The sequence below is a fragment of the Streptomyces sp. LUP47B genome, from assembly GCF_001746295.1.
GTDB lineage: Bacteria > Actinomycetota > Actinomycetes > Streptomycetales > Streptomycetaceae > Streptomyces.
In genome coordinates this window covers 445,925-469,236 of the sequence record NZ_MJAH01000003.1, presented here as the reverse complement: position 1 = coordinate 469,236, position 23,312 = coordinate 445,925, and the positions used below count along the sequence as shown (strand labels likewise).

24 protein-coding genes are annotated in these 23,312 nt (G+C 71.1%); 6 read left to right on the top strand and 18 right to left on the bottom strand.

Going from position 1 to position 23,312, the window contains the following annotated elements; translation table 11 throughout:
- Positions 1 to 39: 39 nt before the first annotated feature.
- Genes BFN33_RS12635 through BFN33_RS12610 form a run of 6 tightly spaced genes read right to left on the bottom strand, consistent with a single transcriptional unit; the run spans position 40 to position 4,888 of the window.
- Positions 40 to 1,170: a serine hydrolase gene (locus BFN33_RS12635; RefSeq protein ID WP_069760041.1), complete on the bottom strand. Its 1,131-nt coding sequence runs from the start codon at positions 1,168 to 1,170 to the stop codon at positions 40 to 42.
- On the bottom strand, positions 1,160 to 2,632 hold the full coding sequence (locus tag BFN33_RS12630) for a class I adenylate-forming enzyme family protein (RefSeq protein ID WP_079140790.1): 1,473 nt from the start codon (positions 2,630 to 2,632) through the stop codon (positions 1,160 to 1,162). The genes BFN33_RS12635 and BFN33_RS12630 overlap by 11 nt, the downstream gene beginning before the upstream one ends.
- Positions 2,633 to 2,636: 4 nt before the next feature.
- Positions 2,637 to 3,059, bottom strand: coding sequence for a MaoC/PaaZ C-terminal domain-containing protein (locus tag BFN33_RS12625; RefSeq protein ID WP_069760040.1), 423 nt, complete (start codon positions 3,057 to 3,059; stop codon positions 2,637 to 2,639).
- Entirely contained in the window at positions 3,056 to 3,508 is a 453-nt protein-coding gene (locus BFN33_RS12620) for a MaoC family dehydratase N-terminal domain-containing protein (protein WP_069760039.1), read from the bottom strand. The genes BFN33_RS12625 and BFN33_RS12620 overlap by 4 nt, the downstream gene beginning before the upstream one ends.
- Before the next feature lie 23 nt (positions 3,509 to 3,531).
- On the bottom strand, positions 3,532 to 4,392 hold the full coding sequence (locus BFN33_RS12615) for an enoyl-CoA hydratase-related protein (RefSeq protein WP_069760038.1): 861 nt from the start codon (positions 4,390 to 4,392) through the stop codon (positions 3,532 to 3,534).
- 4 nt (positions 4,393 to 4,396) lie between these two features.
- Positions 4,397 to 4,888: a PaaI family thioesterase gene (locus tag BFN33_RS12610; protein ID WP_069760037.1), complete on the bottom strand. Its 492-nt coding sequence runs from the start codon at positions 4,886 to 4,888 to the stop codon at positions 4,397 to 4,399.
- A gap of 145 nt (positions 4,889 to 5,033) precedes the next feature.
- Between BFN33_RS12610 and BFN33_RS12605 the strand changes: the two genes are divergently transcribed.
- Positions 5,034 to 6,245, top strand: a complete 1,212-nt coding sequence (locus BFN33_RS12605) for a CaiB/BaiF CoA-transferase family protein (protein WP_069760036.1) — start codon at positions 5,034 to 5,036, stop codon at positions 6,243 to 6,245.
- Positions 6,246 to 6,314: 69 nt separating this feature from the next.
- On the opposite strand, the gene BFN33_RS12600 is transcribed toward BFN33_RS12605, so the two are convergent.
- The 4 genes from BFN33_RS12600 to BFN33_RS12585 are packed head-to-tail and all read right to left on the bottom strand — an operon-like array spanning position 6,315 to position 9,897.
- A complete protein-coding gene (locus tag BFN33_RS12600; RefSeq protein ID WP_069760035.1) occupies positions 6,315 to 7,070 on the bottom strand; it encodes an SDR family NAD(P)-dependent oxidoreductase in 756 nt (251 codons plus the stop codon).
- Positions 7,070 to 7,582: a nuclear transport factor 2 family protein gene (locus BFN33_RS12595; RefSeq protein WP_088245317.1), complete on the bottom strand. Its 513-nt coding sequence runs from the start codon at positions 7,580 to 7,582 to the stop codon at positions 7,070 to 7,072. The genes BFN33_RS12600 and BFN33_RS12595 overlap by 1 nt, the downstream gene beginning before the upstream one ends.
- Complete coding sequence (locus tag BFN33_RS12590) at positions 7,579 to 8,757, bottom strand: acyl-CoA dehydrogenase family protein (protein ID WP_069760034.1); 1,179 nt, start codon at positions 8,755 to 8,757, stop codon at positions 7,579 to 7,581. Before BFN33_RS12590 ends, BFN33_RS12595 begins: the two co-directional genes overlap by 4 nt.
- A gap of 15 nt (positions 8,758 to 8,772) precedes the next feature.
- On the bottom strand, positions 8,773 to 9,897 hold the full coding sequence (locus tag BFN33_RS12585) for an acyl-CoA dehydrogenase family protein (protein WP_069760033.1): 1,125 nt from the start codon (positions 9,895 to 9,897) through the stop codon (positions 8,773 to 8,775).
- A 109-nt stretch (positions 9,898 to 10,006) separates the two neighbouring features.
- Between BFN33_RS12585 and BFN33_RS12580 the strand changes: the two genes are divergently transcribed.
- On the top strand, positions 10,007 to 10,828 hold the full coding sequence (locus BFN33_RS12580; RefSeq protein WP_069760032.1) for an enoyl-CoA hydratase/isomerase family protein: 822 nt from the start codon (positions 10,007 to 10,009) through the stop codon (positions 10,826 to 10,828).
- Positions 10,829 to 10,855: 27 nt separating this feature from the next.
- On the top strand, positions 10,856 to 11,356 hold the full coding sequence (locus tag BFN33_RS12575) for a MaoC/PaaZ C-terminal domain-containing protein (protein ID WP_069760031.1): 501 nt from the start codon (positions 10,856 to 10,858) through the stop codon (positions 11,354 to 11,356).
- Between the two features lie 171 nt (positions 11,357 to 11,527).
- Here the strand turns inward: BFN33_RS12575 and BFN33_RS12570 are convergent, their stop codons facing one another.
- The 3 genes from BFN33_RS12570 to BFN33_RS12560 all read right to left on the bottom strand — a co-directional run bounded on the left by BFN33_RS12570 (position 11,528) and on the right by BFN33_RS12560 (position 15,549).
- A complete protein-coding gene (locus BFN33_RS12570; RefSeq protein WP_069760030.1) occupies positions 11,528 to 12,943 on the bottom strand; it encodes a family 1 glycosylhydrolase in 1,416 nt (471 codons plus the stop codon).
- A 114-nt stretch (positions 12,944 to 13,057) separates the two neighbouring features.
- Complete coding sequence (locus BFN33_RS12565; RefSeq protein ID WP_069760029.1) at positions 13,058 to 14,659, bottom strand: GMC family oxidoreductase; 1,602 nt, start codon at positions 14,657 to 14,659, stop codon at positions 13,058 to 13,060.
- Positions 14,656 to 15,549, bottom strand: coding sequence for a crotonase/enoyl-CoA hydratase family protein (locus BFN33_RS12560; protein WP_069760028.1), 894 nt, complete (start codon positions 15,547 to 15,549; stop codon positions 14,656 to 14,658). The genes BFN33_RS12565 and BFN33_RS12560 overlap by 4 nt, the downstream gene beginning before the upstream one ends.
- A gap of 100 nt (positions 15,550 to 15,649) precedes the next feature.
- On the opposite strand from BFN33_RS12560, the gene BFN33_RS12555 reads away from it, so the two are divergent.
- From BFN33_RS12555 to BFN33_RS12545, 3 genes are read left to right on the top strand one after another with little or no spacing between them, the layout of a single operon-like run.
- Complete coding sequence (locus tag BFN33_RS12555) at positions 15,650 to 16,435, top strand: enoyl-CoA hydratase/isomerase family protein (protein WP_256122735.1); 786 nt, start codon at positions 15,650 to 15,652, stop codon at positions 16,433 to 16,435.
- Between the two features lie 3 nt (positions 16,436 to 16,438).
- On the top strand, positions 16,439 to 17,596 hold the full coding sequence (locus BFN33_RS12550) for an acyl-CoA dehydrogenase family protein (protein ID WP_069760026.1): 1,158 nt from the start codon (positions 16,439 to 16,441) through the stop codon (positions 17,594 to 17,596).
- Positions 17,593 to 18,615: a TIGR03617 family F420-dependent LLM class oxidoreductase gene (locus tag BFN33_RS12545; RefSeq protein ID WP_069760025.1), complete on the top strand. Its 1,023-nt coding sequence runs from the start codon at positions 17,593 to 17,595 to the stop codon at positions 18,613 to 18,615. Before BFN33_RS12550 ends, BFN33_RS12545 begins: the two co-directional genes overlap by 4 nt.
- Positions 18,616 to 18,622: 7 nt before the next feature.
- Here the strand turns inward: BFN33_RS12545 and BFN33_RS12540 are convergent, their stop codons facing one another.
- The 5 genes from BFN33_RS12540 to BFN33_RS12520 form a co-directional block, all read right to left on the bottom strand.
- Positions 18,623 to 19,411, bottom strand: coding sequence for a FadR/GntR family transcriptional regulator (locus tag BFN33_RS12540; protein WP_088245316.1), 789 nt, complete (start codon positions 19,409 to 19,411; stop codon positions 18,623 to 18,625).
- A gap of 88 nt (positions 19,412 to 19,499) precedes the next feature.
- Positions 19,500 to 20,096, bottom strand: coding sequence for an ATP/GTP-binding protein (locus BFN33_RS12535; protein ID WP_062039416.1), 597 nt, complete (start codon positions 20,094 to 20,096; stop codon positions 19,500 to 19,502).
- Entirely contained in the window at positions 20,077 to 20,445 is a 369-nt protein-coding gene (locus BFN33_RS12530) for a DUF742 domain-containing protein (protein WP_370743282.1), read from the bottom strand. Before BFN33_RS12530 ends, BFN33_RS12535 begins: the two co-directional genes overlap by 20 nt.
- 17 nt (positions 20,446 to 20,462) lie before the next feature.
- On the bottom strand, positions 20,463 to 20,891 hold the full coding sequence (locus BFN33_RS12525) for a roadblock/LC7 domain-containing protein (protein ID WP_370743281.1): 429 nt from the start codon (positions 20,889 to 20,891) through the stop codon (positions 20,463 to 20,465).
- 8 nt (positions 20,892 to 20,899) lie between these two features.
- Entirely contained in the window at positions 20,900 to 23,263 is a 2,364-nt protein-coding gene (locus BFN33_RS12520; protein ID WP_141757964.1) for a nitrate- and nitrite sensing domain-containing protein, read from the bottom strand.
- Positions 23,264 to 23,312: the final 49 nt, after the last annotated feature.

The following is a 23,312-nucleotide window of genomic DNA, read 5'->3' as shown; positions in this document are numbered from 1 at the left end:
CACGAGACTCCGCAGCCGTGCGGAGCGGGTGCGACCGCCCTACTGGTCGGTGAGATCCGCCGCGAGGTTCGCGATGTTGGTGAGCAGTGCCGTGCCGCGCCGGGAGTGGTCGTAGCCGGCGAGGGGGTAGCCGTTGCTCAGGCAGGCGAAGGACAGGCCGGTCTCCGGGTCCAGGAAGCCGAGTTGGTAGGCGGCTCCGGCGCTGCCGAAGAGGGCGGGCGAACCGGTGGACGGCAGGTTGCTGCCCGCGTCCGGGCCGGCCACGGTGACGAACAGGCCCATGCTGGTACGGCGGTTGGAGCCGCCCCCGTAGATCTGCTCCCCGTGCGGGTGGTCCGTCAGCCGGATCCGGGTGCCCTCCGCCACCGCCTCCGGCTTCCACAGGCCCGAGTGCTCCAGTGCCTGGAAGTACAGGGCGACATCGGCGGCCGTGGCGACCAGCGCGTGGCTGGGTTCCCCGGCGGCGAGCACTCGCGGGTCGGACAGGTACCAGGGGCCCCAGGGGTCGGGTTCCTGCTCGTCGCTCGTGCGGTCGGTGGCGGTCATCGGAGCGACGCTGCCGGCCTGACGGTCCACCGGGACGCCGAGTTCGAGCGAGGACAGGCCGAGCGGCACGGCGATCCGGTCACGCAGGTAGTCGGCGAACACCAGGCCCGTACGCCGCTCCACGATCTCGGCGATCAGCCAGGCCGCCGAGGTGAGGTGGAACTGGAAGCGGCTGCCCGGCGGGTAGTCGAGCCGCCAGCGGCCGAAGGCGGCGAGGCGCTGCTCGCGGTCGAGCATCTTCGGATAGCCGAGCGGTGCGAAGGGGAAGCCCGCGGTGTGGGTGAGCACCTGCTCGACCGTCACCGTCTCCTTCCCGTTCGGCGCGAACTCCGGGATGATCGCGGCAACGTGCTCGCCCACGTCCAGCAGGCCTTCGCCGATCAGCTTCCAGACCGCGCCCGCGACGATGGACCGCCCGACGGACTGCAGGACGTATCGCGTGGACGGTTCGGCGTCCCCCCAGGTCTCGAAGGCGACCAGCCGTCCGCCCCGCGCGACTGCGACCTGCACGGACGGCAGCGGTCCGTGCTCGACCTCCAGACGGATCCGACTCAGGAGCACGTCCAGCCGGTGCGGGTCGACACCGACGGCTTCGGGGGCGACGACCGAGTGGTCAAGCGTCACGTGGTTCTCCTTCGAGCGCGGTGGGTTCCCGAAGGCTTCGGCGTACGACCTTGCCGTTCGCGTTGCGCGGCAGGTCGTCCACGAACCACCAGCGGACAGGGACCTTGAACCCGGACAGCCGGGCGCGGGTGTGGCTTCTGAGTGCCGCGGGCTGCGGTGGGGCGCCGGGATCGGCGGGGACGACGAAGGCGACGACGGTCTGGCCGAGCCGCTCGTCCGGTACGCCGGTGACCGCGACGTCCGCCACCCCGGGGTGCGCGGACAGGACCGTCTCCACCTCGAGCGGGTGGACGTTCTCGCCACCGCGGATGATCATGTCGGTGCGTCGGCCGAGCAGGTAGAGATACCCGTCCTCCGCCACGCGGCCCAGGTCGCCGCTGTGCAGCCAGCCCTCGGCGTCGATCTTGAAGAGGTGGTCGGCGCGGGCGTGGATCTCGCCGACGCCGTCCGGCCCGGGGTCGTGGACCCTGATCTCGACACCGGGTGCGGGCCGCCCCACCGACCGCAGCAGCTCGGTGCGTCCTGCCACCGCCTCCCGGTGGTCCTGCGGGGTGAGCACGCTGATCGGCGAGCCCTCCGTCTGTCCGAACATGTTGAGCATGCGGACGCCGGGCATCGCCTCGTACGTCCGGCGCAGGGTGCCGGGGCGGACGGGCGCGCCACCGTACTGGAGGGTGCGCAGCGTCTCGTGACGGGCCTGTCCGGCCGCCAGCAGGGTCTCCAGCATCGCGGGGACCATGCTGGTGTGCGTGGTGCCCAGGTCCCGCAGCAGGGCCCAGCCCTCGACGGTGAAGCGGGGCAGGCCGGTGACGAGGGCGCCGGCGGCGAGGGCGACGGCGATGTTGCCCAGGCCCGCGATGTGGTGGAAGGGCGCGCTGCCGCCGTAGAAGCTGTCGGGGTCGAGCCCGCACAGCCGCCCGTTCACACCGGCCCGGGCGGCCAGGCGCCGTTGGCTCATGGGGACGGGCTTGGGCAGGCCCGTCGTTCCCGAGGTGTGCAGGACGGTGGCGAGGTCGTCGGGTCCGGCAGTCAACTCCCTTTCACCGAGCAGAAGTTCGGGCACGATGGCGATCCGTCGGCCGGACAGTTCGGCGACCTGCCTGCCGAGGTCGGCGAACTCGGGCTGCGCCAGCAGGACATGAGCCCGCGTCTCCTTGACCACGGCGGCGATCTCGTACGCCGTCATGCGGACGCCGAGCGGTGCGAGCGGGTGGCCGGATCCGGCGCCGCCGATCACCAGGGCGAGGGCGTCGGCGGAGGTGGCGACCAGTGCGGGCACCGGTTCGCCGGGCTCCAGGCCGAGGGTGTCCAGCCAGTCGGCCGCGCCGGCCGCACGGTCGAGGAGTTCGCGTCCGCCCCAGGTCAGGTCGCCGAACCGGACGGCGGGGCGGCCGTGGTCGTAGGCGCGGCTCACCATGGCGGTCCAGGTGGCTGTCGCCCCGGCCTCCTGTACGGCGCCCACCGGGTCAGGGCTCCAGGCGGGCCGCCGCGGTGCCGGTGACCACCTCGGCGCCGTCCTGGTTGACCGTGCGCAGGACGAAGTGGGCGACCGGACCGGTCGGGGTGTCCTCGATCGACTCGACGGTGGCCGTGGCGGTGAGGGTGTCGCCGGGCCAGACCTGGGCCTTGAAGCGCACGCCGTAGCGCAGTAGTGCCTCGGTGCCGACCCAGTCGGTCAGGACCCGGCCGGTCATGCCCATCGTCAGCATGCCGTGGGCGAACACGCCGGGATAGCCCGCCGCATCGACGGCGAACCTCTCGTCGGTGTGCAGGGGATTGAAGTCGCCGGACGCGCCCGCGTACTGCACGATCCGGGTGCGCTTGAGGTCGTCGACGAGGACGCTCTCGCGGGTCTCGCCGACCTTGATGTCGTCGGGGCTCAGGCTCATCGGGCGTCCTTCGGGGTCGCCGGGCCCTCGGGGACGACGGCCACGGTCACGGCACTGACGACCGGTTCGCCGTCGGCGTCCCGGTACTCGGTGATGCGCTCGCTGAAGAGCAGGCGGCCGGTGCGGCCCTGCTTCTCCCAGCTGCGGCCGGTGGAGAGGTGCGCGTAGAGGGTCTCGCCGGCGCGCACCGGACGGTGGTACTCGAAGTGCTGCTCGGCATGGAGCCCGCCGGCGCCCTCGGCCATGACGCCGGCGCCGCGTCCCGACCCGAACCACTCCTCGTCCGGCTTGGGACGCAGGTGGTAGTCGGGGTCGTAGTGGGCGCTCGCCATGGTGAAGGTGGGCGGTGCGACCGCCGACTCGCCCGTGTACGCCGGGTTCTCGTCACCGATGGCGCGGGCGAACATCATGATGTGCCCGGCCTCGACGGGGAAGGGTTGCCCTGTCATCTGCGTGTGCTCCTAGCATCGGTTCAGTACGGCAGAAACGCGTCGCGCGTGGCCTCGTCCGGGTCGAAGTCCGGCGGCAGTCCCTCGAACTTGGGCTCCCGCTTCTCCACGAAGCTCGACACGCCCTCCCGGAAGTCGGGCGAGCCCGCGAAGAACTCCATGGCGGAGTAGGACCGGGCGAGGGCGTCGGTGAAGGGGCGGTCGAGGTCGCCGTACACCTGGTGGCGCAGGACGGCCATGGCGCGCGGGGAGCAGTTGCGGGCGATGTCCCGGGCGTAGGCGCGGGCGGCGTCGAGCAGGTCCTCGGGCTCGACGACGCGGCTGACGAGGCCGAGGTCCTTGGCCTCGTCGGCGTCGAAGACGCGGCCGGACAGCAGCAGGTCGAGCGCGTTCTCCAGGCCGATCACGCGCGGCAGGACGTACGGCATGTTGTACTCGCCGGCCAGGCCGCGTCGGGTGAAGGCGGTGGTGAAGCGGGCCCCACGGGCGGCGAAGCGGATGTCGCAGATGAGCGCCTGGACCAGGCCGATGCCCGCGCAGGCGCCGTTGACGGCGGCGATCATCGGCTTCGGCATGTTGCGCCTGCTGTACATCGGTACGCGGGCCTGGAGGTTGAGGGACTCCCCCGGCTGCGAGTTCTGCTCCAGGCGCTGCATGTCCATCCCCGGGCAGAAGGCCCTGCCCGCCCCGGTGATGATCACCACCCGGACGGCGGGGTCCTGCGCGGCTTGGTCGAGGAGCGCGAAGAAGCGGCGCTCCATGGGGATGCTCCACGCGTTCTTGCGCTCAGGCCTGTTGAGGGTGACGGTGGCGACGCCGTCCTCGTCCACCTCGTACAGGACCAGGTCCAGGTCCTCGGGGGCCACTGCGGTTTCCTCGGGCATCACGTCACTCCTCGTCCAGCGGTTCGATCGGATCGCCGACGCCGGGCCGCTCCCCGGAGATGGTCACCACCACCTGCCCGCGGGCGCAGATGCGTCCGTCGGCCCGCACGTCCACGTCGGCGAAGTGCACCCGGCCGCCCCGCCGCACGCAGCGCGCGTACGCGACCGCCTCACGGCCGCGGGCGGGTGCCAGGTACTGCACCGACATCGACACGGTGCTGAGCCGGCTGCCCTTGGTGAAGTCGTGCCCGGCGATCACGGCTCCGGCGCCGGCGGTGTCGATGAGCGCGGAGATGACGCCGCCGTGGAAGACGCCTTCGTGGGCCGAGAGGGACTCGGCGTAGGGGAGCACGATCTCGACCGCTTCCGCGTCCCAGCGCGTCACCCGGATGCGGCAACGCCGGTTGAAGGCGACCCCGCGCTCCCAGCGGGCCCGGAACCAGGCCCGGCGTTCTCGCTGTTCCTGATCGGTGAGGGTCCTCGCCGCGACGGTCATCAGCCCGCCCTCCGGTCCCGGCCTGGCGGCCGATCCATATAGTTACATGAATTGAATAGATGAGGCAATCGCGTCGGCCGCAGCCGAGCGCTAGATGTATTATTTATATAACTGATTCATCGTCCGTGAACAGAGGGAGACCCAGATGCCGTCGACCGCACTGGCCGGGATCCGCGTGCTCGATCTGTCCCGCATCCTCGCCGCGCCGCTGGCCACCCAGATGCTGGCCGATCTCGGCGCCGAGGTGATCAAGGTCGAGCGGCCCGGATCGGGGGACGACTCCCGGACGTACGGCCCTCCCTTCGCCCCCGGACCCGACGGCGACCGGACCGACACCGCCGCCTTCTACCTCGCCGCCAACCGCAACAAGCGGTCGGTCACCGTCAACCACGCCGCCACCGAGGGACAGCAGCTGATCCGCGCCCTCGCCGCACGCTCGGACGTACTGGTCGAGAACTTCCGGACGGGCACGCTGGCGAAGTACGGCCTCGACCACGAGAGCCTGCGCGCGCTCAACCCGCGCCTCGTCTACCTCTCGGTCACCGGCTTCGGCCAGACCGGCCCGTACTCCGACCGCCCCGGCTACGACGGCATCTTCCAGGCCATGTCGGGGATGATGAGCGTCTCCGGGCACCCCGAGGAGCCGATGAAGGTCGGCGTCAGCATGATCGACATCCTCACGGGGCTCTACGCCTCCACGGCCGTCCTCGCGGCCCTGCGCCACCGGGACCTCACCGGCGAGGGCCAGTTCATCGACCTGTCCCTGCTGGACTGCGGCCTGGCCTCGCTGTCCCACTTCGCGATGAACTACCTGGTCTCCGGCGAGGTTCCGCAGCGGCGCGGAAACGGCGGCTACGGCGGGATCCCCTCGCAGGCCTTCCCCTGCAAGGACAGGCCGATCTTCCTGGTCGCGGGCAACGACAAGCAGTTCGCCGCGTTCTGCGCGGCGGCCGACCGCACCGACCTCCTCCAGGACGAACGGTTCGCCACGACCTCCGCCCGGATCGCCCACCGCGAGGAGATCCTGCCGGTGCTGGCGGCGATCCTGCGCACCCGCACCCGGGACGAGTGGCTGACCGTGCTCGACGCACACGACGTGCCCGCGGGCCCGTACAACGAGATGCCCGAGGTCTTCGCCGACCCGCAGATACAGCACCGGGGGATGCTGATCGAGGTCGAGGACCCGGCCTCGGGGCAGCTGCCGATGCTCGCCAACCCCATCCGGTTCACCGCGACGCCGGTCGAGGGGTACGCCCCGCCGCCGGCGCTGGGTGAGCACACCGACGAAGTGCTCACCGCTCTCGCGGGGTTGACGGAGGACCAGTTGGCCGGGCTGCGCGCCCGGGGCGTTGTGTGAGGTGGGTGGGGAAGGGGGCCAAGCTTCGGGGATGGGACGGGTAGGGGCGGCGGCGGCGAGAACTCCTGCTCACCCGATCAGCGTGCGCCCACCCTCCAGCATCAGCGTCGCTCCGGTCAGATATGCCATGTCGTCACTGACCAGAGCGACCACCGCCCGCCCGATGTCCGTCTCCGGATCGCCCATCCGCCCCAGTGGAATCCCGGCCAGCACCCCTTCCGCCCGCTCCGGATAGGCGGCGAAGTACTCTTCCGCCGCCGGGCTCAGCGCGGCCGGACAGATGACGTTCACCCGGATCCCGTACGGGCCCCACTCTCGCGCGGCGACCCGGCTCAGGCCGCGGATGGCCTCCTTGGCCATCGCGTACGCCGCGAAGGTCGCCTCGCCCTGCACGGCGGCCGACGAACCGAGGTTCACCACGCTGCCGCGGCTCTCCTTGAGATGGGGCAGGGCGGCCTGCATCGCGTGGAAGGCGGCCAACGGTCCGCTGCGGTAGGTGAGTTCGACATCCTCGTACGATGTCTCCGCCAGCTTGCGCTGCACCGAGGACTGCGCGTTGTTGACGAGCACGTCGAGACCGCCGAACTCCCGTACCGTCTCGGCCACCATGCGGTCGACGTCGTCCCGCTCCCCCACGTCCCCGACCACGGTGTGCGCCCGGCCGCCGCGCTCGGTGATCTCCCCGGCCGTGTCCTTCAGCTTGCCCTCGGTGCGGCCGGTGATCACCACTGCCGCCCCCTCGGCGGCCAGCGCGAGCGCGATGCCGCGGCCCACGCCCTGCCCGCCGCCGGTGACCAGCGCCGTCTTACCTGACAACCGTGCCATCACGTTTCCTTCCAGAAGGCCGACCAGGAGGGGAAGGCCTCGGGCAGCGCCGGCTCCCCGGCGCCCTCCCAGCCCTTGAATCCCACCGCCTGAGGGCGCTCGGTCACGTCCGCCGCGTACCAGTGCCGCTCGCGGCGCCGGGAGAAGTACCAGTCACCGTCCACGCGCGCATAGTCGTCCCAGTAGCAGATCGCCATCACGATCCACCGGTCCCCCACCTCGTGCTCGGCCCGGCAGTAGACCGCGCCGGTCGCCGTGTCCCGTCCGGTGAACTCGACGCGGTGACCGCAGATCTGGTGGACCGACCGGTGGAAGCCCCGCACCTGGGGTTCGATGTGCTGCCGCAGGACAGTCCGCCCGCGGCCGTGTCGTCCCATGTCCACGTCCGGCCGGAAGCAGCCGACCCAGGCGTCCAGGTCACGGCCGTCCACGGCGAGCGCGTAACGGATGGGCAGTTGCTGGATGGCGAGCTGCGACTCGATGCGATCGAGACGCTCCTCGAGCGACGTCACGGGCGCGGCTCCTTCGGCAGACCCAGGACCTGTTCTCCGATGATGTTGCGCTGGATCTCGCTCGACCCGCCGTAGATCGTCTCCGCGAGGGCCAGCAGGAAGGAGCGCTGCCGGCGGTCCAGGCCGTAGTCCTCGCCGACGATCTGCCCTGCGGGGCCCGCCAACTCCGTGGCCAGCTGGCCGAGTTGCTGGTGCCGGGTCGAGGCGTACAGCTTCGCGGTGGTGGCCTGCGCGCCAGGCGTGCGGCCGGCGGTCAGTTCGGCGATGGTCCGCAGGTTGGTGGTGCGCATGATGCGTACGGAGATCCAGGCGTCGACGATGCGGCGGCGCAGCATCGGATCGTCGAGCGCACCCCGCTCGCGGGCCAGGTCGATCAGCGCCTCGGCCTCCCGCTCGAAGGCGAGCTGCTGGGGCAGCAGCGTGGTGCCGCGCTCGATGCCGAGCGTGGCCATCGCGGTGCGCCAGCCCTGGCCCACCTCGCCGACGACCATGTCGGCGCCGGTGCGCGCGTCGGAGAGGAAGATCTCGGCGAACTCGTCCTGGCCGGCGAGGTTGCGGATGGGGCGGATCTCCACGCCGGGCTGGTCCGTTGGCACCAGCAGCATGCTCAGGCCCTTGTGCCGCGCGGACTGCGGGTCGGTGCGGGTGAGGACGTAGACCCAGTCGGCGTGGATGCCGAAGGACGTCCACACCTTCTGTCCGCTCACCACCCACTGGTCGCCGTCCCGCTCCGCCCGGGTGCGTACGGACGCCAGGTCGGAGCCGGCGCCGGGCTCGCTGAAGCCCTGGCCCCACAGTTCCTCGACGCCGAGGATCGGCGGCAGGAAACGCTTCTTCTGAGCGTCGCTGCCCACCTTGAGGAGCATCGGGCCGAGCAGGTCGAGCGCGTTGACGGTGGCCCGGTACGGGGCGTTCACGCGGGCGTACTCGTACTCGAAGACGATCTCCTCGAGCAGCCCGAGCCCGCGTCCGCCGTACTCCTGGGGCCAGCCGATGCCCAGCCAGCCGCCGGCGGACAGCTCGCGGTCCCAGGCGAGGCGGACCTCCCAGGCCGCGCCGTCGGTGGGGCCGCCCACGCCCCGGTTCTCGGCGAACTCCCCCACGAGGTGGTCCGCCAACCAGTCCCGCACCTCGTCGCGGAAGCCGCGTACCGCGGGCCCGAAGTCCAGCTCCATGTCAGCTTCTCCCTCTCAGATGCCGAGCCGGGTGGCGAGCAGTTCCCGGTGGTACGACGGTGTGCCGAGCAGTACCTCGGAACTCTTGGCCCGCTTGAAGTACAGGTGCGCGGGGTGCTCCCAAGTGAAGCCGATGCCGCCGTGGACCTGGATGTTGTCCGCGGCGACCTTGGTGAAGGCTTCCGAGCAGAAGGCCTGCGCCAGGGCTGCGGCCATCGCGATCTCCGTCTCGTCGCCCGCGTCCAGTGCCCACAGGCCGCCGTACGCGGCCGAGCGGGCGGACTCGATCTCCATGAGCATGTCGGCGCACTTGTGCTTGATCCCCTGGAACGAGCCGATGGGCCGGCCGTACTGCTCACGGATCTTGGCGTACTCCACGGCGGCGTCCAGGGCGGCCGCGGCTCCCCCGACCTGTTCGGCGGCCAGGAGTACGGCGGCGCCGGCGAGGGTGCGTTCGAGGGCGGGCCATGCCCCGCCCTCGGGGCCCAGGAGGCGGGCGGGGGTGTCCGTGAACTCGATCCGGGCCTGTTTGCGGGTCTGGTCGAGGGTCGGGAGAGGGGTGCGGGTGAGGCCCGGTGCGTCGGCGGTCCCGACCGCCAGCAGGCTGATGCCCGAGGGGGTGCGGGCGGCGACCAGGAGCAGGTCGGCGAGGTGGCCGTCGGGGACGTACGTCTTCACGCCGGTCAGCCGCCAGCCGCCCGTCCCGTCACGGGCGGCGGTGAGCCCGATGCCCTGCTCGTCCCAGCGGCCGCCGTCCTCGGTGAGCGCCAGCGTGGCCACCGTCTCGCCGGACGCGATGCCCGGCAGGAGGTCGCGTCGCGCCTGCTCGTCGCCGCAGCGCAGCAGTGCCTCCGCGGCCAGGGCCACCGTCGCGAAGTACGGCCCGCACAGCAGCGCGCGGCCCGCCTCCTCGAAGACGATGCCGAGATCGACGTAGCCGAAGCCCGAGCCGCCGTACTCCTCGGGGACGGCGAGGCCCTGCAGGCCGAGTTCGCCGGCCATCCGCCGCCAGACGACGGGGTCGTGACCGTGCGGGTCGCCGGCCAGGCGGCGCACGGTCGCCTCGTCCGAGTGCTTGGCGAGGAACGACCGGACGACCTTGCGCAGTTCGTCCTGTTCCTCGCTGAAGGTGAGATCCATGCCGAGCTTCCCGTCCTCCGTGCAACGTCACGTGCGGGCTGCTTGCCGCACACCCTTCGATACAGTTAGATAATTATAGTATCCACACTGAATACACCAGGAGCGCGACGTGACCGATCCCTACGCCCCGTTCACGAGCCTGACCTTCGAGCGGCCCGCGCCCGGCGTGCTGCGGATCGTGCTCGACGCCCCGAACCTCAACGCCGTGGATCCGCGGATGCACGGCGAACTCGCCGACATCTGGTCCGTCGTGGACCGGGACCAGGAGACCCGCGCGGTGGTCGTCCAGGGGGCGGGCCGGGCGTTCTCGGCGGGCGGGACCTTCGACTCCATCGACGCCATGACCGAGGACTACGCGGTGCGCGCCCGGGTGATGCGGGAGGCGCGGGACATGGTCTACGGGGTGCTCAACTGCTCCAAGCCGGTGGTCTCCGCGATCCACGGCCCGGCGGTCGGGGCGGGGCTCGTCATCGGCATGCTCGCGGACATCTCGATCGCGGCTCGCACGGCGAAGATCGTCGACGGGCACACGCGGCTCGGCGTCGCGGCCGGTGACCATGCCGCCATCTGCTGGCCGCTGCTGTGCGGCATGGCCAAGGCCAAGTACTACCTGCTGACCTGCGAGACGCTCACCGGTGAGGAGGCGGAGCGGATCGGGCTGGTGTCCAAGTGCGTTGACGACGCCGAGGTGCACACCGAGGCCCTGCGCGTGGCCACCGCCCTGGCCGCCGGGCCCACCAGCGCCATCAGCTGGACCAAGCGGTCCCTCAACCACTGGTACCGCACCGCCCAGCCGATCTTCGAGGCCTCGCTGGGGCTGGAGTTCTTCGGGTTCGGCGGGCACGAGGTCGTCGAGGGGCTCGCCGCGCACCGCGAGAAGCGGCCCGCGGACTTCGAGGGAGTCAGCGACAAGCACCCGCTCGACCTGTGACCACCGACCGTACGAGAGGAACCGAACATGGCACCGCAGCAGACCACCACCGAGGCCCCCCTGCTGGTCAAGGGGTTGACCTATGAGGAGATGCCGGTCGGGCAGGTCTTCCGGACCGCCCGCCGCACCGTCACGGAGACCGATCTGGTCAACTTCGTCACATGGGGCGGCTTCACCGAGCCGCTCTTCTGGGACGCCTCCCACGCCGCGGACGGCGGCTACAGCGGGCGACTGGTCCCGGGCGGACTGACGTACTGCCTCGCCGAAGGGCTCGTCCTGCAGACGAACGTGCTGCACGGCACGGGCCTCGCCTTCCTGCACATGGAACTCGACGTGCTGGGCCCGGTGTACGTCGGCGACACCCTGTACGCCGTCGTGGAGACCACCGGGTCCCGGCCCTCCAGCAAGCCGGGCCGGGGCGTGGTGACCAGCCGGATCGCCGTGCGCAACCAGCGGGACGAGGACGTCCTCGTCTACACGCCGGTGCGGCTGATCCGCGGCAGGGACTACGAGGCTCCGGCGTCGTGAGCGCGGGGCCAGGACCGGCTACGAGGCTTCCGGCATCCTGAGCCCGACGCGGGGCTACGGGGTCCGCTGCCTGGCTACGCGGTTCCGCCGTCCCGAGCCCGGGGTCCGGACCGGCTACGAGGCTTCCGGCATCCTGAGCCCGACGCGGGGCTACGGAGTTCCGCTGCCTGGCTACGAGGTCGCGCCGTCCTGAGTTCGGGGCGCGGCCGGCACCAGGCTCAGGCCGGTGGTCCGTCCCGCTTCGGGTGCGGGGGCGCCGGCGAAGGCGCCGCTGCGCAGCCAGTCGGACGGGATCGGGGGACGCGGCGGGGCCTCGTGGTCCGGGACCGCCATCGAGTAGAGGCGGGTGTAGCGGAACTTGGCCTCCAGGTTGTCGAGCACCGACCAGTACTCGTAACCGCACACCTCCACACCGGCCGCGGTGAGTCCGGAGAGCCAGGACAGCCGAGCGCGCAGCAGGGCCCGGCGCCGGTCGTCGTCGCTGTGTCCCGTGGCGTCGACGAGGTCCAGGTCGCCCATGCCGTTGTCGATGACGGACAGCGGCGGCAGCACGTCGCCGTACAGGTCGCAGAGGCCGGCGACGGCGTCGGCGAGTCCTTCGGGGATGATCGGCCAGCCGTAGGCGGTGGTCTCCACGTCGTCGAACGGGACGATCGCGAAGCCCAGGCCCACGAGCAGGCGGTTGACCTCGTTGAGGGCGCTCAGACAGGTTGTCGTCGGCAGCACGCGGGGCAGGTTCTCCGGCGCGGTGACGCGGAACGGGGTGTGCCAGGACAGGCCCAGCAGGTCCTGCTCGGTGGTGATGGTCTCCAGGTCGCCGGCGCGCACGCAGCCGGTGTCCTCGACCGGTGAGTCGCCGTCCTCGGTCACCATGTGCTCGCCGAGCAGCATGGGGTCGAGGAAGAGACGGTTGGTCCAGCTCTCCAGGCGTTCCAGGGCGAGACGGTCGTAGGGGTCGTCGGTGGCCGGGTAGCCGCCCACGAGGGTGACCGTGGTGCCGATCCGGCCTCGCGCACCGCTCGCCCTCAGGGCCTGGGTGGCGAGTCCGTTCGCGAGCAGAATGTGGTGGACCGCGGGCAGTCCGGCCCGTCCCGCGCCCCGGTTCGGGGGATACATTCCGGCCACGTGGTCCGCGAGCGTGGGGCCGGCGAGGTCGGTGGAGGTGATCCAGCGTTCCACCCGGTCGCCGAATCGGCGGCCCAGCTCGGCGGCGTACGCGGCGAAGTGCTCGGCAGTGTCGCGGGAGAGCCAGCCGCCGGCCGCGTCAAGCCATGGCGGCAGTGAGCGGTCGAGCAGGGTGAGACCGGGCCGGGTGCCCTGCGCGAGCAGTGCGTCCAGCGCCCGGTCGCAGCGGTCCAGGGCGTCCTGGTCCCAGCCGCCCGGGCCGTCGGGCTGGAGCTGCGGCCATCCGGCGACCATGCGGTGGGTGTCCGCGACGACGCCGGTCAGCTGCCGGAGGTCGTCGGTCCACTGCCGGAAGTGCCCGCCGCGTTCCGGCGGGGGCGGCGGTGGCGCCGCGATGGTGTCCGCGGTGGCGACCCCCCAGTCGGCACAGCGAAGGGATTCGTGCAGGAAACCATCGCTCATGGTTACCGTCCAGGCGGTCAATGGTTTAGCGCATTCAGCTGAATGTCCGCCGACCGGACGCTAACAGGTCAAAACCACTACGACAATGTTTCGGCCAGATATCCCGATACGTGATCAGGCCGTCCCCAGGATGAGGTCGGCCGCCCGCCACGCCATGGCCATGATCGGTGCGTTCAGATTTCCGGACACCATGGTCGGCATGACCGAGCAGTCGACGACCCGCAGGCCCTCGATGCCGCGTACCCGCAGCCGGCCGTCGACGACGTCCTCCTCGTCCGGGCCCATGGCGCAGGTGCCTATGGCGTGGTAGCCGCAGCGTCCCTGGTCGAGACCGGCGTCGATGATGTCCTGGTCGTCGCTGACGCCGGGGCCGGGCAGTGTCTCGGCCGTGATCCGGCCGGCGATCGGCTCGGTCTCGAAGAGTTCCCGCATGCGCCGGAACAGGGCGGTTCCCACCGTGCGGTCGTGGTCGGAGCCGTAGTAGTTCGGCGTGATGGCGAGGGGTGCGTCGGGATCGGCCGACGTGATGTGCAGGCCGCCCTCGGCGGTGGGGCGCAGGATGTAGCCGAGGCCCATCACTCCGGGCTCGCGTTCCACGCCGGTCTCCTTGCCGGGGACGTCCGGCAGCAGGGACACCGGCGCGATGAGCAACTGCGCGTCCGGCCGGGCGAGCTCGGGGCGGGTCTTGAAGAAGGCGATGACGTCGAAGGCGGGCGCGGCCAGCGGTCCACGTCGGGTGGCCAGGTATCTCGCCCCCGACAGGGCCTGTCGCAGCGGGGTGCTCAGCGCCTTGTTGTAGCCGAGGTCGTCCTTCAGCCGGTACTGGACGACGAAACAGCGGTGCTCGCGCATCCGGCCGCCCACGTGCGGGCTGTCGACCAGGACGTCGACGCCCGCCGATTTCAGCGTCTCGGCCGGGCCGATGCCGGACAGCTGGAGGATCTTGGGCGTGGCGATGCTGCCGGCGGAGAGGATCACCTCGCGCCGGGCCCGGACGTCGGCCTCCAGGCCCTTGCTGCGGGTGTGCACGCCGACGGCTCTGCCGTGCTCGGCGAGGACGCGCGTCACGACGGTGTCCACCGAGACGGTCAGGTTCGGCCGGTCCGCGACGGGGTGCAGGAAGGCGCGGGCGGCGCTGAAGCGCCGCCCGTTCTTGATGGTGGCCATCGCATAGCCGATGCGTTCGTCGTCGCTCGCGTTCAGGTCGTCGGTCCGGCGCCAGCCGAGTCCGGTCCCGGCGCCGATCGCCTCCTCGCAGAGCGGCTCCGGCGCCGGTGCGGTGGAGACGTGCAGCGGGCCGCCCGCGCCCCGGGCCTCGGAGGCGCCGAGCGCGTTGTCCTCGATGCGCTTGAAGACCGGCAGCATGGTGTCCCAGCCCCAGCCGGGGTTGCCGAGGCGTTCCAGCTCGTCGTAGTCGGCGCGGTCACCGCGGTTGTAGACCATGCCGTTGACCGAGCTGGACCCGCCGAGCGTCCGGCCGCGGACCCAGTGCTCGACGCGGCCGCTGGGGCCCACCGGCTCGACCGGGTAGTGCCAGGCGAACCGGGGATCACCCAGCAGCTTGCCGAACCCCTTGGGCATCCTGATCAGCGGTGTGGAGTCCCGGCCGCCCGCCTCGATCAGCAGTACGGATGTCTTCGGGTCCTCGGAAAGACGGCTCGCGAGCACGCAGCCCGCGGACCCCGCGCCCACCACGATGTAGTCGAACGTCGTCATCCCTGGGCCTCCGGTGCCGGCGCCGGCTCTTCCAGGGGGCGGAACTCCTCTTCCTGCCACCAGGGATACAGGGGTGGCATGTCCTTGCTGACCTTGCCCGGGAACTCGGGCGGCCGTTTGGCGAGGAACGACTGGACGCCCTCCACGGGGTCCGGGCCGCCGCCGATCTGGCTCATGATCCGGGAGTCGAGCCGGTGGGCGGCCATCGGGTGGGGTTCGCCCAGCATCCGCCACATCATCTGCCGGGAGAGGGCGACGGAGATCGCGGAGGTGTTGTCGGCGATCTCCCGGGCGAGTTCGTATGCCGCCGGGAGCAGTTCCTCGGGCGGGTGCACGGAGCGCACCAGTCCGGCCGCGAGTGCCTCGTCCGGTCCGAAGACGCGGCCCGTGGCCACCCATTCCATGGCCCGCTGCATGCCGACGGCCCGGGGCAGGAACCAGCTCGCCGCCGATTCCGGCACGATGCCGCGACGGGCGAAGACGAAGCCGAACTTCGCCGAGGTCGAGGCCAGGCGGATGTCCATGGGCAGGGTCATGCTGGCCCCGACGCCCGCGGCCGGGCCGTTGATCGCCGCGATCACCGGCTTGGTGCTGGAGAAGAGCCGCAGTGCGACCCGGCCACCGGTGTCCCGGTGCCAGGCGCCCGCCTTGCGGTGGTCGAACGAGGAGCCGCCGGAGCTGACGTCGGCGCCCGCGCAGAAGCCGCGGCCTGCACCGGTCACCACGATCACCCGGATCTCGTCGTCGGCGTCGGCCGCGTCCAGGACGTCGAGAAGGTCGGCCATCATCCGGGGGTTGAACGCGTTGAGTTTCTCGGGCCTGTTCAGCGTGACGGTGAGGATCCGGTCCGTCACCTCGGCCCGCACGGTCTCGTACTCCTGCTGCGGCATACGCGTCCTCCGTCACTCCGGCGAGCCGTTTCCAGAAAGCTTAATTAGTTATAGCATTCAACTCTACTGACTCGTTCGATGATGACTGATGGCGGTGGAGATGACGGACCTCTTGGTGACGGCCGTCGGGCCGGTCCGGCTGATCGAGCTGAACCGGCCCGACCAGCTCAACGCGATGAGCGAGGAGCTGCACGCGGGTCTCGCGTCGCTGTGGGACTCGCTCGCCGACGACCCGGAGGCCCGGGTGGTCGTGCTCACCGGGCGCGGCCGGGCGTTCAGCGCCGGGGGCAACTTCGACATCATGACCCGGGTCCAGCGCGACCGCGCCTTCCGGGAGCGGAACGTCGACGAGGCCCGGCGGATCATCACCGGCATGGTCCGCTGCCCGCTGCCGGTGATCGCAGCTGTCAACGGGCCCGCGGTGGGGCTCGGATGCAGCCTGGCGCTGCTGAGCGACCTGGTCCTGATGGCCGACGACGCCTATATCGCGGACCCCCACGTCCAGGTAGGACTCGTCGCCGGCGACGGCGGCGCACTCGTCCTCCCGCTGCTCGTCGGCCTGACCCGCGCGAAGGAACTGCTGTTCCTCGGCGACCGAGTGAGCGCCGAGGAGGCGGTCCGGCTGGGCATCGCCAACCGCGCCGTACCCAAGGACAAGCTCCTGGACGAGGCCATGGACCTCGCCGGGCGACTGGCCGCCCTGCCCGCACAGGCGCTGCGCGAGACCAAGCGCGCGGTCAACCTGCATCTGGAGCAGGCGCTCGCCACCGTGCTGGAACCCGCCCTGCTCGCCGAGCAGGAGACCATGCACTCGCCGGACCACATCGCCGTCGTCGAGAAGATCATCACGTCCCGCGCCCGTCGCCGGACCGCCGGGGAGGGCTGAGGGATGGACTTCGCGTTCAGCGAGGAGCAGGAGGAACTGGGGCGCACCGTACGGGCGTTCCTGGCCCGCACCTCGCCCGAGACCGAGACGCGGCGCCTGATGGAGACGCCCGAGGGCTTCGACCGGGCGCTGTGGCGCCGGATGGGGACGGAGCTCGGACTGCAGGGCCTGGCGGTCCCCGAGGAGTACGGCGGTGCCGGGTGCGGGCCGGTCGAGGTGGGCGTGGTGATGGAGGAGATGGGCCGTGCGCTGCTGTGCGCGCCGTTCCTGTCCTCGGCCGTGCTGGCGACGACTACCCTGCTGCGCTGCGCCGACGAGGACGCCCGCAAGCGCCTGTTGCCGGGCCTGGCCTCCGGTGAACTCGTCGGGACCCTGGCCCTGACCGAGGACTCGGCCCGCTGGGACGCGGCGGGGGTCGGGCTCACCGCCCGGGAGAGCAACGGGAGTTGGCTGCTGAGCGGGCACAAGACGTTCGTCCTCGACGGCGCCACCGCCGATGTCGTCCTCACCGTCGCCCGGACCGTTGACGGCATAGGGATCTTCTGGGTGGACGGCGACGCGACCGGCCTGACCCGTACACCGCTGCCCACGATGGACCCGACCCGCCGCCAGGCCCGCCTCGACTACCAGGACGTACCGGCGACCCGGCTGCGTACGCACGGCGACGGCTGGGACCTGGTGGCGCAGGTGCTCGACCGGGCCGCGGTGGCGCTGGCCGCCGAGCAGGTCGGGGTGGCCTCCCGCGCGCTCGACATGGCGGTGGAGTACGCCAAGGTGCGCCACCAGTTCGGACGGCCCATCGGCTCCTTCCAGGCCGTCAAGCATCTGCTCGCCGATGTCCTCCTGGAGGTGGAGTCGGCGCGCGCCGCCGCCCACTACGCGCTGCTCGCGTCGGAGAACTCCGAGAGCGCGGACCCGGAGCTGCCCGCCGTGGCGAGTCTGGCGAAGGCGTTCTGTTCCGACGCGTGTGTACAGGCCGCGCAGGAGAACATCCAGGTGCACGGCGGCATCGGCTTCACCTGGGAGCACCCGGCCCACCTCTATCTGAAGCGGGCCAAGACGTCACAGCTGCTGTTCGGGGATCCGGCGTACCACCGGGAGCTGCTCGCACGGCGCATCGGCATGGATATCGGCACGGAAAAGGACAAGGGAGCGGCATGAAGGTCGACGGCAAGCTCAATGTGTGGAGCACCACGGAGGTCGTGGAGGAGGCCCGGCACCACGAGAAGGCCGGCTACGACGGCCTGTGGGCGTCGGAGTCCAAGCACGACCCCTTCCTGCCGCTGATGCTGGCGGCCGAGCACACCGACCGCCTCGAGGTCGGCACGGCCATCGCGGTCGCCTTCGCCCGCTCCCCCATGCAGCTCGCGTACACCGCGCACGACCTGCAGACCTACGCGGGCGGACGGTTCTCGCTCGGTCTCGGCAGCCAGATCAAGCCGCACATCGAGCGACGCTTCGACATGCCGTGGAGCCGGCCCGCGGCCCGCATGCGGGAGTACGTGAGCGCGCTGCACGCGATCTGGGCCTGCTGGAACGAGGGCGAGAAGCTCGACTTCCGCGGCGACTTCTACTCGCACACCCTGATGTCGCCCTTCTTCTCTCCCCCGCCCGCTCCCGGCGGCGCGCCCAAGGTGTTCGTCGCCGCGGTCGGCCAGGCGATGACCCGGGTGGCGGGCGAGGTCGCCGACGGGCTCCTCGCGCACGGCTTCACCACCGAGCGGTACATGCGGGAGGTGACCCTGCCGACCGTGGAGGCGGGGCTCGCCGCGTCCGGCCGTACGCGGGCCGACTTCGCCGTCTCCCATCTGCTGCTGACCGCGACCGGCCGCACGGAGGAGGAGATGACCCGCGCGATCGACGGCACCCGCGCCCAGATCGCGTTCTACGGCAGCACACCCGCCTACCGCGGGGTGCTGGAGCTGCACGGGTGGGGTGAACTCGGCGACGAGCTCCACACCTTGTCGACGTCCCGGCGCGAGGACAAGTGGGAGGCGATGAGCCGCCTCGTCGACGACGAGGTGCTGCACACCTTCGCGGTCGTGGCGGAACCGGAGCGGGTCGCGAGCGAGATCCGGCGCCGGTACGGGGCGCTGGTCGACAGGGTGTCCTTCTACACGGCGTACGAGATCGACGCCGAGGTGTGGGAGCCCATCGTCGAGGAGCTCCACAGCACGTGACGTCGCGTCAGCCGAGCAGGTCCAGGACGGTGGTCATGGACCTGTTCTGCAGCAGGTAGTCCTCGGCCTCCTGGAGGTGGAGACGCCACAGTTCCTCCGCGGCCTCGGTCCGGCGCGCGGCGACCAGTTCGACGAGCGCGCCGTGGGCGCGGAAGCCCCGGCGGTTGGCCCGTACGTTCTCGGGGCTGCCGGCGTCCAGGTCGACGTGGGACCAGTTCGCCTGGTCGATGATGTGCCGGACCATGCCGTTGAGGACGCTCAGCGTCTCGTTGCCCGCCAGTTCGACGACCAGGGCGTGGAACTCCATGTGGGCGCGGATGAAGGCCGACGGGTCGTCCATGAGTGCCTCGGCCTCGGCGACGGCGGCCCGCAGCCGCACCAGGTCCTCGTCCGTGCGCCCCTCGGCCAGCAGCCCGGCGCACGGCGCCTCGATCACCGTACGGGCGTCGTAGACGTCCTTGAGGGTGGTGCCCCGGTATTCGAGGACCACGCCGGCGTACCGGGCCGCGACGGTGCCTTCCGGGGTCTGCACCCGTGCCCCGCCCCGGGCGCCCCGGCGCACGCTGATGAGCGACTCCGACTCCAGCACCCGGAACGCCTCACGCAGCGTCGGCCGGGAGACGGCGAACTCCGCCATGAGCGCCGACTCGGCCGGCAGCGCCTCGCCCTCGGCCAGCTCCCCGCGCACGATCTTGCGGCGCAGCTGTGCCGCCACCAGCTCGGCCATCTTGGGGACGCGGACCTTGACGCCGTTCACGCCCCCACCGCCACCGCCCTGCCGTCCCGACGCACTCATCACCGGGCCCACCTCCGTCCGACCCACAGGTGCGGGACACAGCCCGAGCACCGGGTAGACGGCCAACTCTACTAGATAACTGATTGAACTAGGTTACCGAGTTCGCGGCAATAAGATGTTCGGCCAGCGCGAGCAGCAGGTCGCGGCCGACCGCCCGCTGTCGCATGTCCCCCATCACCAAGGGGACTTCCGGATCGAGGTCGAGCGCTTCGCGGATCTCCCGCTCGCTGCGTTCCTGGTGCCCGTGGAAGCAGTTGACGCCGATCACGAAGGGGATGCCACGGCTCTCGAAGAAGTCGATGGACGCGAAACTGGACTCCAGCCGGCGGGTGTCGGCGATGACCACCGCACCGAGCGCGCCGTGCACGAGGTCGTTCCACATGAACCAGAAGCGCTCCTGGCCGGGCGTCCCGAAGAGGTAGACCACCAGTCGGGGGTTGACCATGATGCGGCCGAAGTCCATGGCCACCGTGGTGGTGGCCTTGCGCTCGACGCCCTCGACGTCGTCGACGCCCACGCTCGCCACGGTCAGGTACTCCTCGGTGCGCAGCGGCGCCACCTCGCTCACCGCCCCGACCAGGGTCGTCTTGCCCACACCGAAGCCACCGGCCACAAGGATCTTGACCGCCGCGGGTGCCGAGCCGTCGTAGGCCCGGCCCGCGGGGTCAGAGTCTGCGAAGGCCATCCCTCACCGCCCGAAGAAGTGTCATGTCCATTGTGTTTCCTACTGCTACAGCGATCGGCGGACGGGTTGTCGCCCTGCCCAGCGCGACCAGGTCGTCGATCAGGATTTTCGTGACCGCCACGGGCAGGTTCAGTTCCGCGGCGATCTCCGCCACCGCGGCGGGGGCCCGGCACTGCTGGAGGATCGAGCGGTGCTCGGGTTGCAGGCCCCGCAGTCCGGACCGGCCGGGGGCCGGTTCGACGGTCGTCACGAGGGTGATCAGAGTGAGGTCGTCGCGCGCGGGTGCCGTCCGGCCCTGGGTGATCGTGTAGGGCCTGACCGACAGCTCTTCAGCGTCCCCCGACTCCAGGTCGTCCATCCAGTGGCTCACTCACGTACACCGCGCTCGTCGGCGGGCGCCCCGAAGCGCGTCTCGGTGCTCATGCGCTGGCCCACCTGCTGCATCAAGGTGTGCATGGCCACGGTCATCAACTCGGCGTCCACCTCCTGGGAGGCCACGACGGCCAGATGAGTGCCGCGGCCCGCGGCGGAGATGAACAGCCACAGGTCGTCCAGCTCGACGATGACCTGGTGCACCGAACCGCCACCGAACAGCTGCCCGACGCCGCGGGCCAGGGACTGCTGGCCGGTGGCGATGGCGGCGAGGCGCTCGGCGTCGCCGCGGGCGATGGTGCGGGACTGGCTGACCACCAGCCCGTCGTCGGACAGCACGATGGCGTGGTGCGTACCGGGAACCTGTTCGACCAGGCCGTCCAGCAACCAGTCGAGGTCCGGATGGGTCGCGGTCGTTCGCATTGTCATGGTCAGTCTTCCGTCGGGATCCGTCTACGTTGCGGCAGCACGTCGGTGGGTTCGTGGTCGGTCGGGGGAACATCACGCCGGACCATCCGGGACTGGCGCTGGAAGGCACCGATCGTCGCGCCGGAACGGGTGGGTGCGGGCCGCCGGACCGCTGTCTGCTCGTCGGTCGGCTGGGCGGCCTGGCCGGCGGCCGGGTCCCGCAGCTCGTCGGCGAGACTGGCCAGGCGCACCCGTTTGGGCAGCGGTTGCACGTCCGGCGCGGCATCCACGCGCAGGGTTCCGTTGCCCTGTGGCGCGCCGGCCATCTGCGGCACCGGGTGGGGTCGCGGCGGCCGGGTCCACACATCACTCGGAGGGGCCGCGGGTGCGGCCAGGTCGACACGGCCGGTCACCAGCGTGTCCTCGTCCGGGGCCGTCCTGTGCTCCACGCCGGACACGTCCGCGACGGCCGCCTCGGGAGGCGGCGGCCAGGCGGCGGCTGCTGCTTCGGGTGTCGGCGCGGTCCGTCCGGGAGCCTCGACGACGAGTTCGTCGGGGATCAGGACCACGACCCGGGTGCCGCCGAACGAGGAGGGCCGCAGTTCCACCTGGATGTCGAGGGCACGCGCCAGCCGGGCGACCACATAGAGGCCGAGCCTGACGTCGTCCGCCCGGGACATGACGTCCATGCGGGGCGGCTCGGTCATCAGCCGGTTGGCTTCGTCGTACTGCTCGGGGTCCATGCCCACGCCGCGGTCCTCGATCTCCACCGCGAGACCGCGTCCCACCCGGGCGGCGTACACCTCCACGGGCGTCGGCGGCCTCGAGAAGCCCACCGCGTTCTCCATGAGCTCCGCCAGCACATGGATCACCAGGCCGACCGCGCGCTCGGCCAGCCACACCCGGTCCTCGACGTCGATCTGGATCCGCCGGTAGTCCTGCACCTCGCTCTGCGCGGAACGCAGCACGTCCAGCAGCAGGACGGGCTTGCGCCAGCGTCGCTGCGGCTGGCCGCCACCGAGGATCACCAGGTTCTCCTCGTAGCGCCGCAGCCTGGCGGTCAGATGGTCGAGGTCGAACAGGCCTTCAAGGACCTCGGGATCCTCGTGCCGGCGCTCCAGCTCACTGAGCTTCTTCATCTGGAGTCCGATGAGCAGCTGGGTACGGCGGGCGATGCGCTGGAGCAGCTTCTCGAACCCGCGGAACTGCGAGACCTGGGCCATCGTCGTGTCCAGCGCGCTGTGGCGCGCGAGGTTCAGCGCCTGGCCCAGCTGGCCCAGTTCGTCGTCGCCGTGCTGGATCGCGGGGAGTTCGGCGTCCAGGTCGACGACGTCTCCGCTGCGCAGGCGTTCGACCACGGCCGGCATGCGGGTCTGCAGGTCCAGGGCGGCGACGCGCAGGGCGGAGATCCTGCGGCGCAGTGTCCGGGTGAGCATCGCGCTGACCAGGACGACCAGAAGGACCGCCACCGCGCCCATCACGCTGGTGATGACCAACCGCCGCACCATCGCGTTCAGTTCCTTCTCGGTGGCCGCTGTCAGCGTCACGGAGTAGGCGGTGTTGAACTGCTGGAGCTGGGCGACGACCGGCCCGACGCTGCCGCTCCACGTCGTGCCGAGCGCCTTGGAGAACTTGTCCTCGTCGCCCCCGGAATCGGAGCCGGAGCCCGACAGGACGTTCTGCTCAGCCGTCGTCTTCTGCTTCCACGCGCCGCCCGCCATCAGCTTCCGGTAGAGCGCGGCCTGGTCGTCCGGGACGAGGGGCAGGATCTTGTTGTCGTAGATGAAGTGCTGGGAGCCGATCCATCCGGCGAGCTGCCCGCGTTCGGTGCCGTTGAGCCGTCCGGTCACCGAGCCGCGGGTGAACAGCGCGTTCTCCCGCGAGATCATCTCCATGCCCCAGACCGAGTCGATGGCCGGCCTGGCGAGATAGTCGATGTTGGGGAGACCCACATGGCTCAGGGTGGTGAACACGTTCAACTGGCCGGAGATGAGCGTCGTGTAGCGGTCGAACGTCTGCTGCTGCGAGGCGTTCCGCTGGTCCACCCCCGCCCGGTAGTCGGACAGTTTCCGCAGGTTCCTGCCCACCTGGACGACGTTGGCACGGATGTCGTCCGGGGCGCTCCAGTTGCTGTCGGGCAGTTCCTGGACGGTCGCGACATCGGCGTCGGTGCGGATGCGCTGCGCGCGCAACGCCTTCTGGTAGCCCCCGGGATCGGCCAACTCCGCGCCGCTGAGCCGACGTTCCTCCTGGAGGTCGAAGAAGGCCGCCATGATCGGACGTGCCGCCGCGTTGGAGGCCGCGTTGCGGTCCTTCTGCCTCTGCCAGTCCGTGTACAGCTGCGCGGAACTCGCCAGCCACAGGGCCACGAGGGTCACACTGGGCACCAGAGCCAGGATGAGCAGGACCGTGCGGAGCGACGGTTGTCGCCGGGCT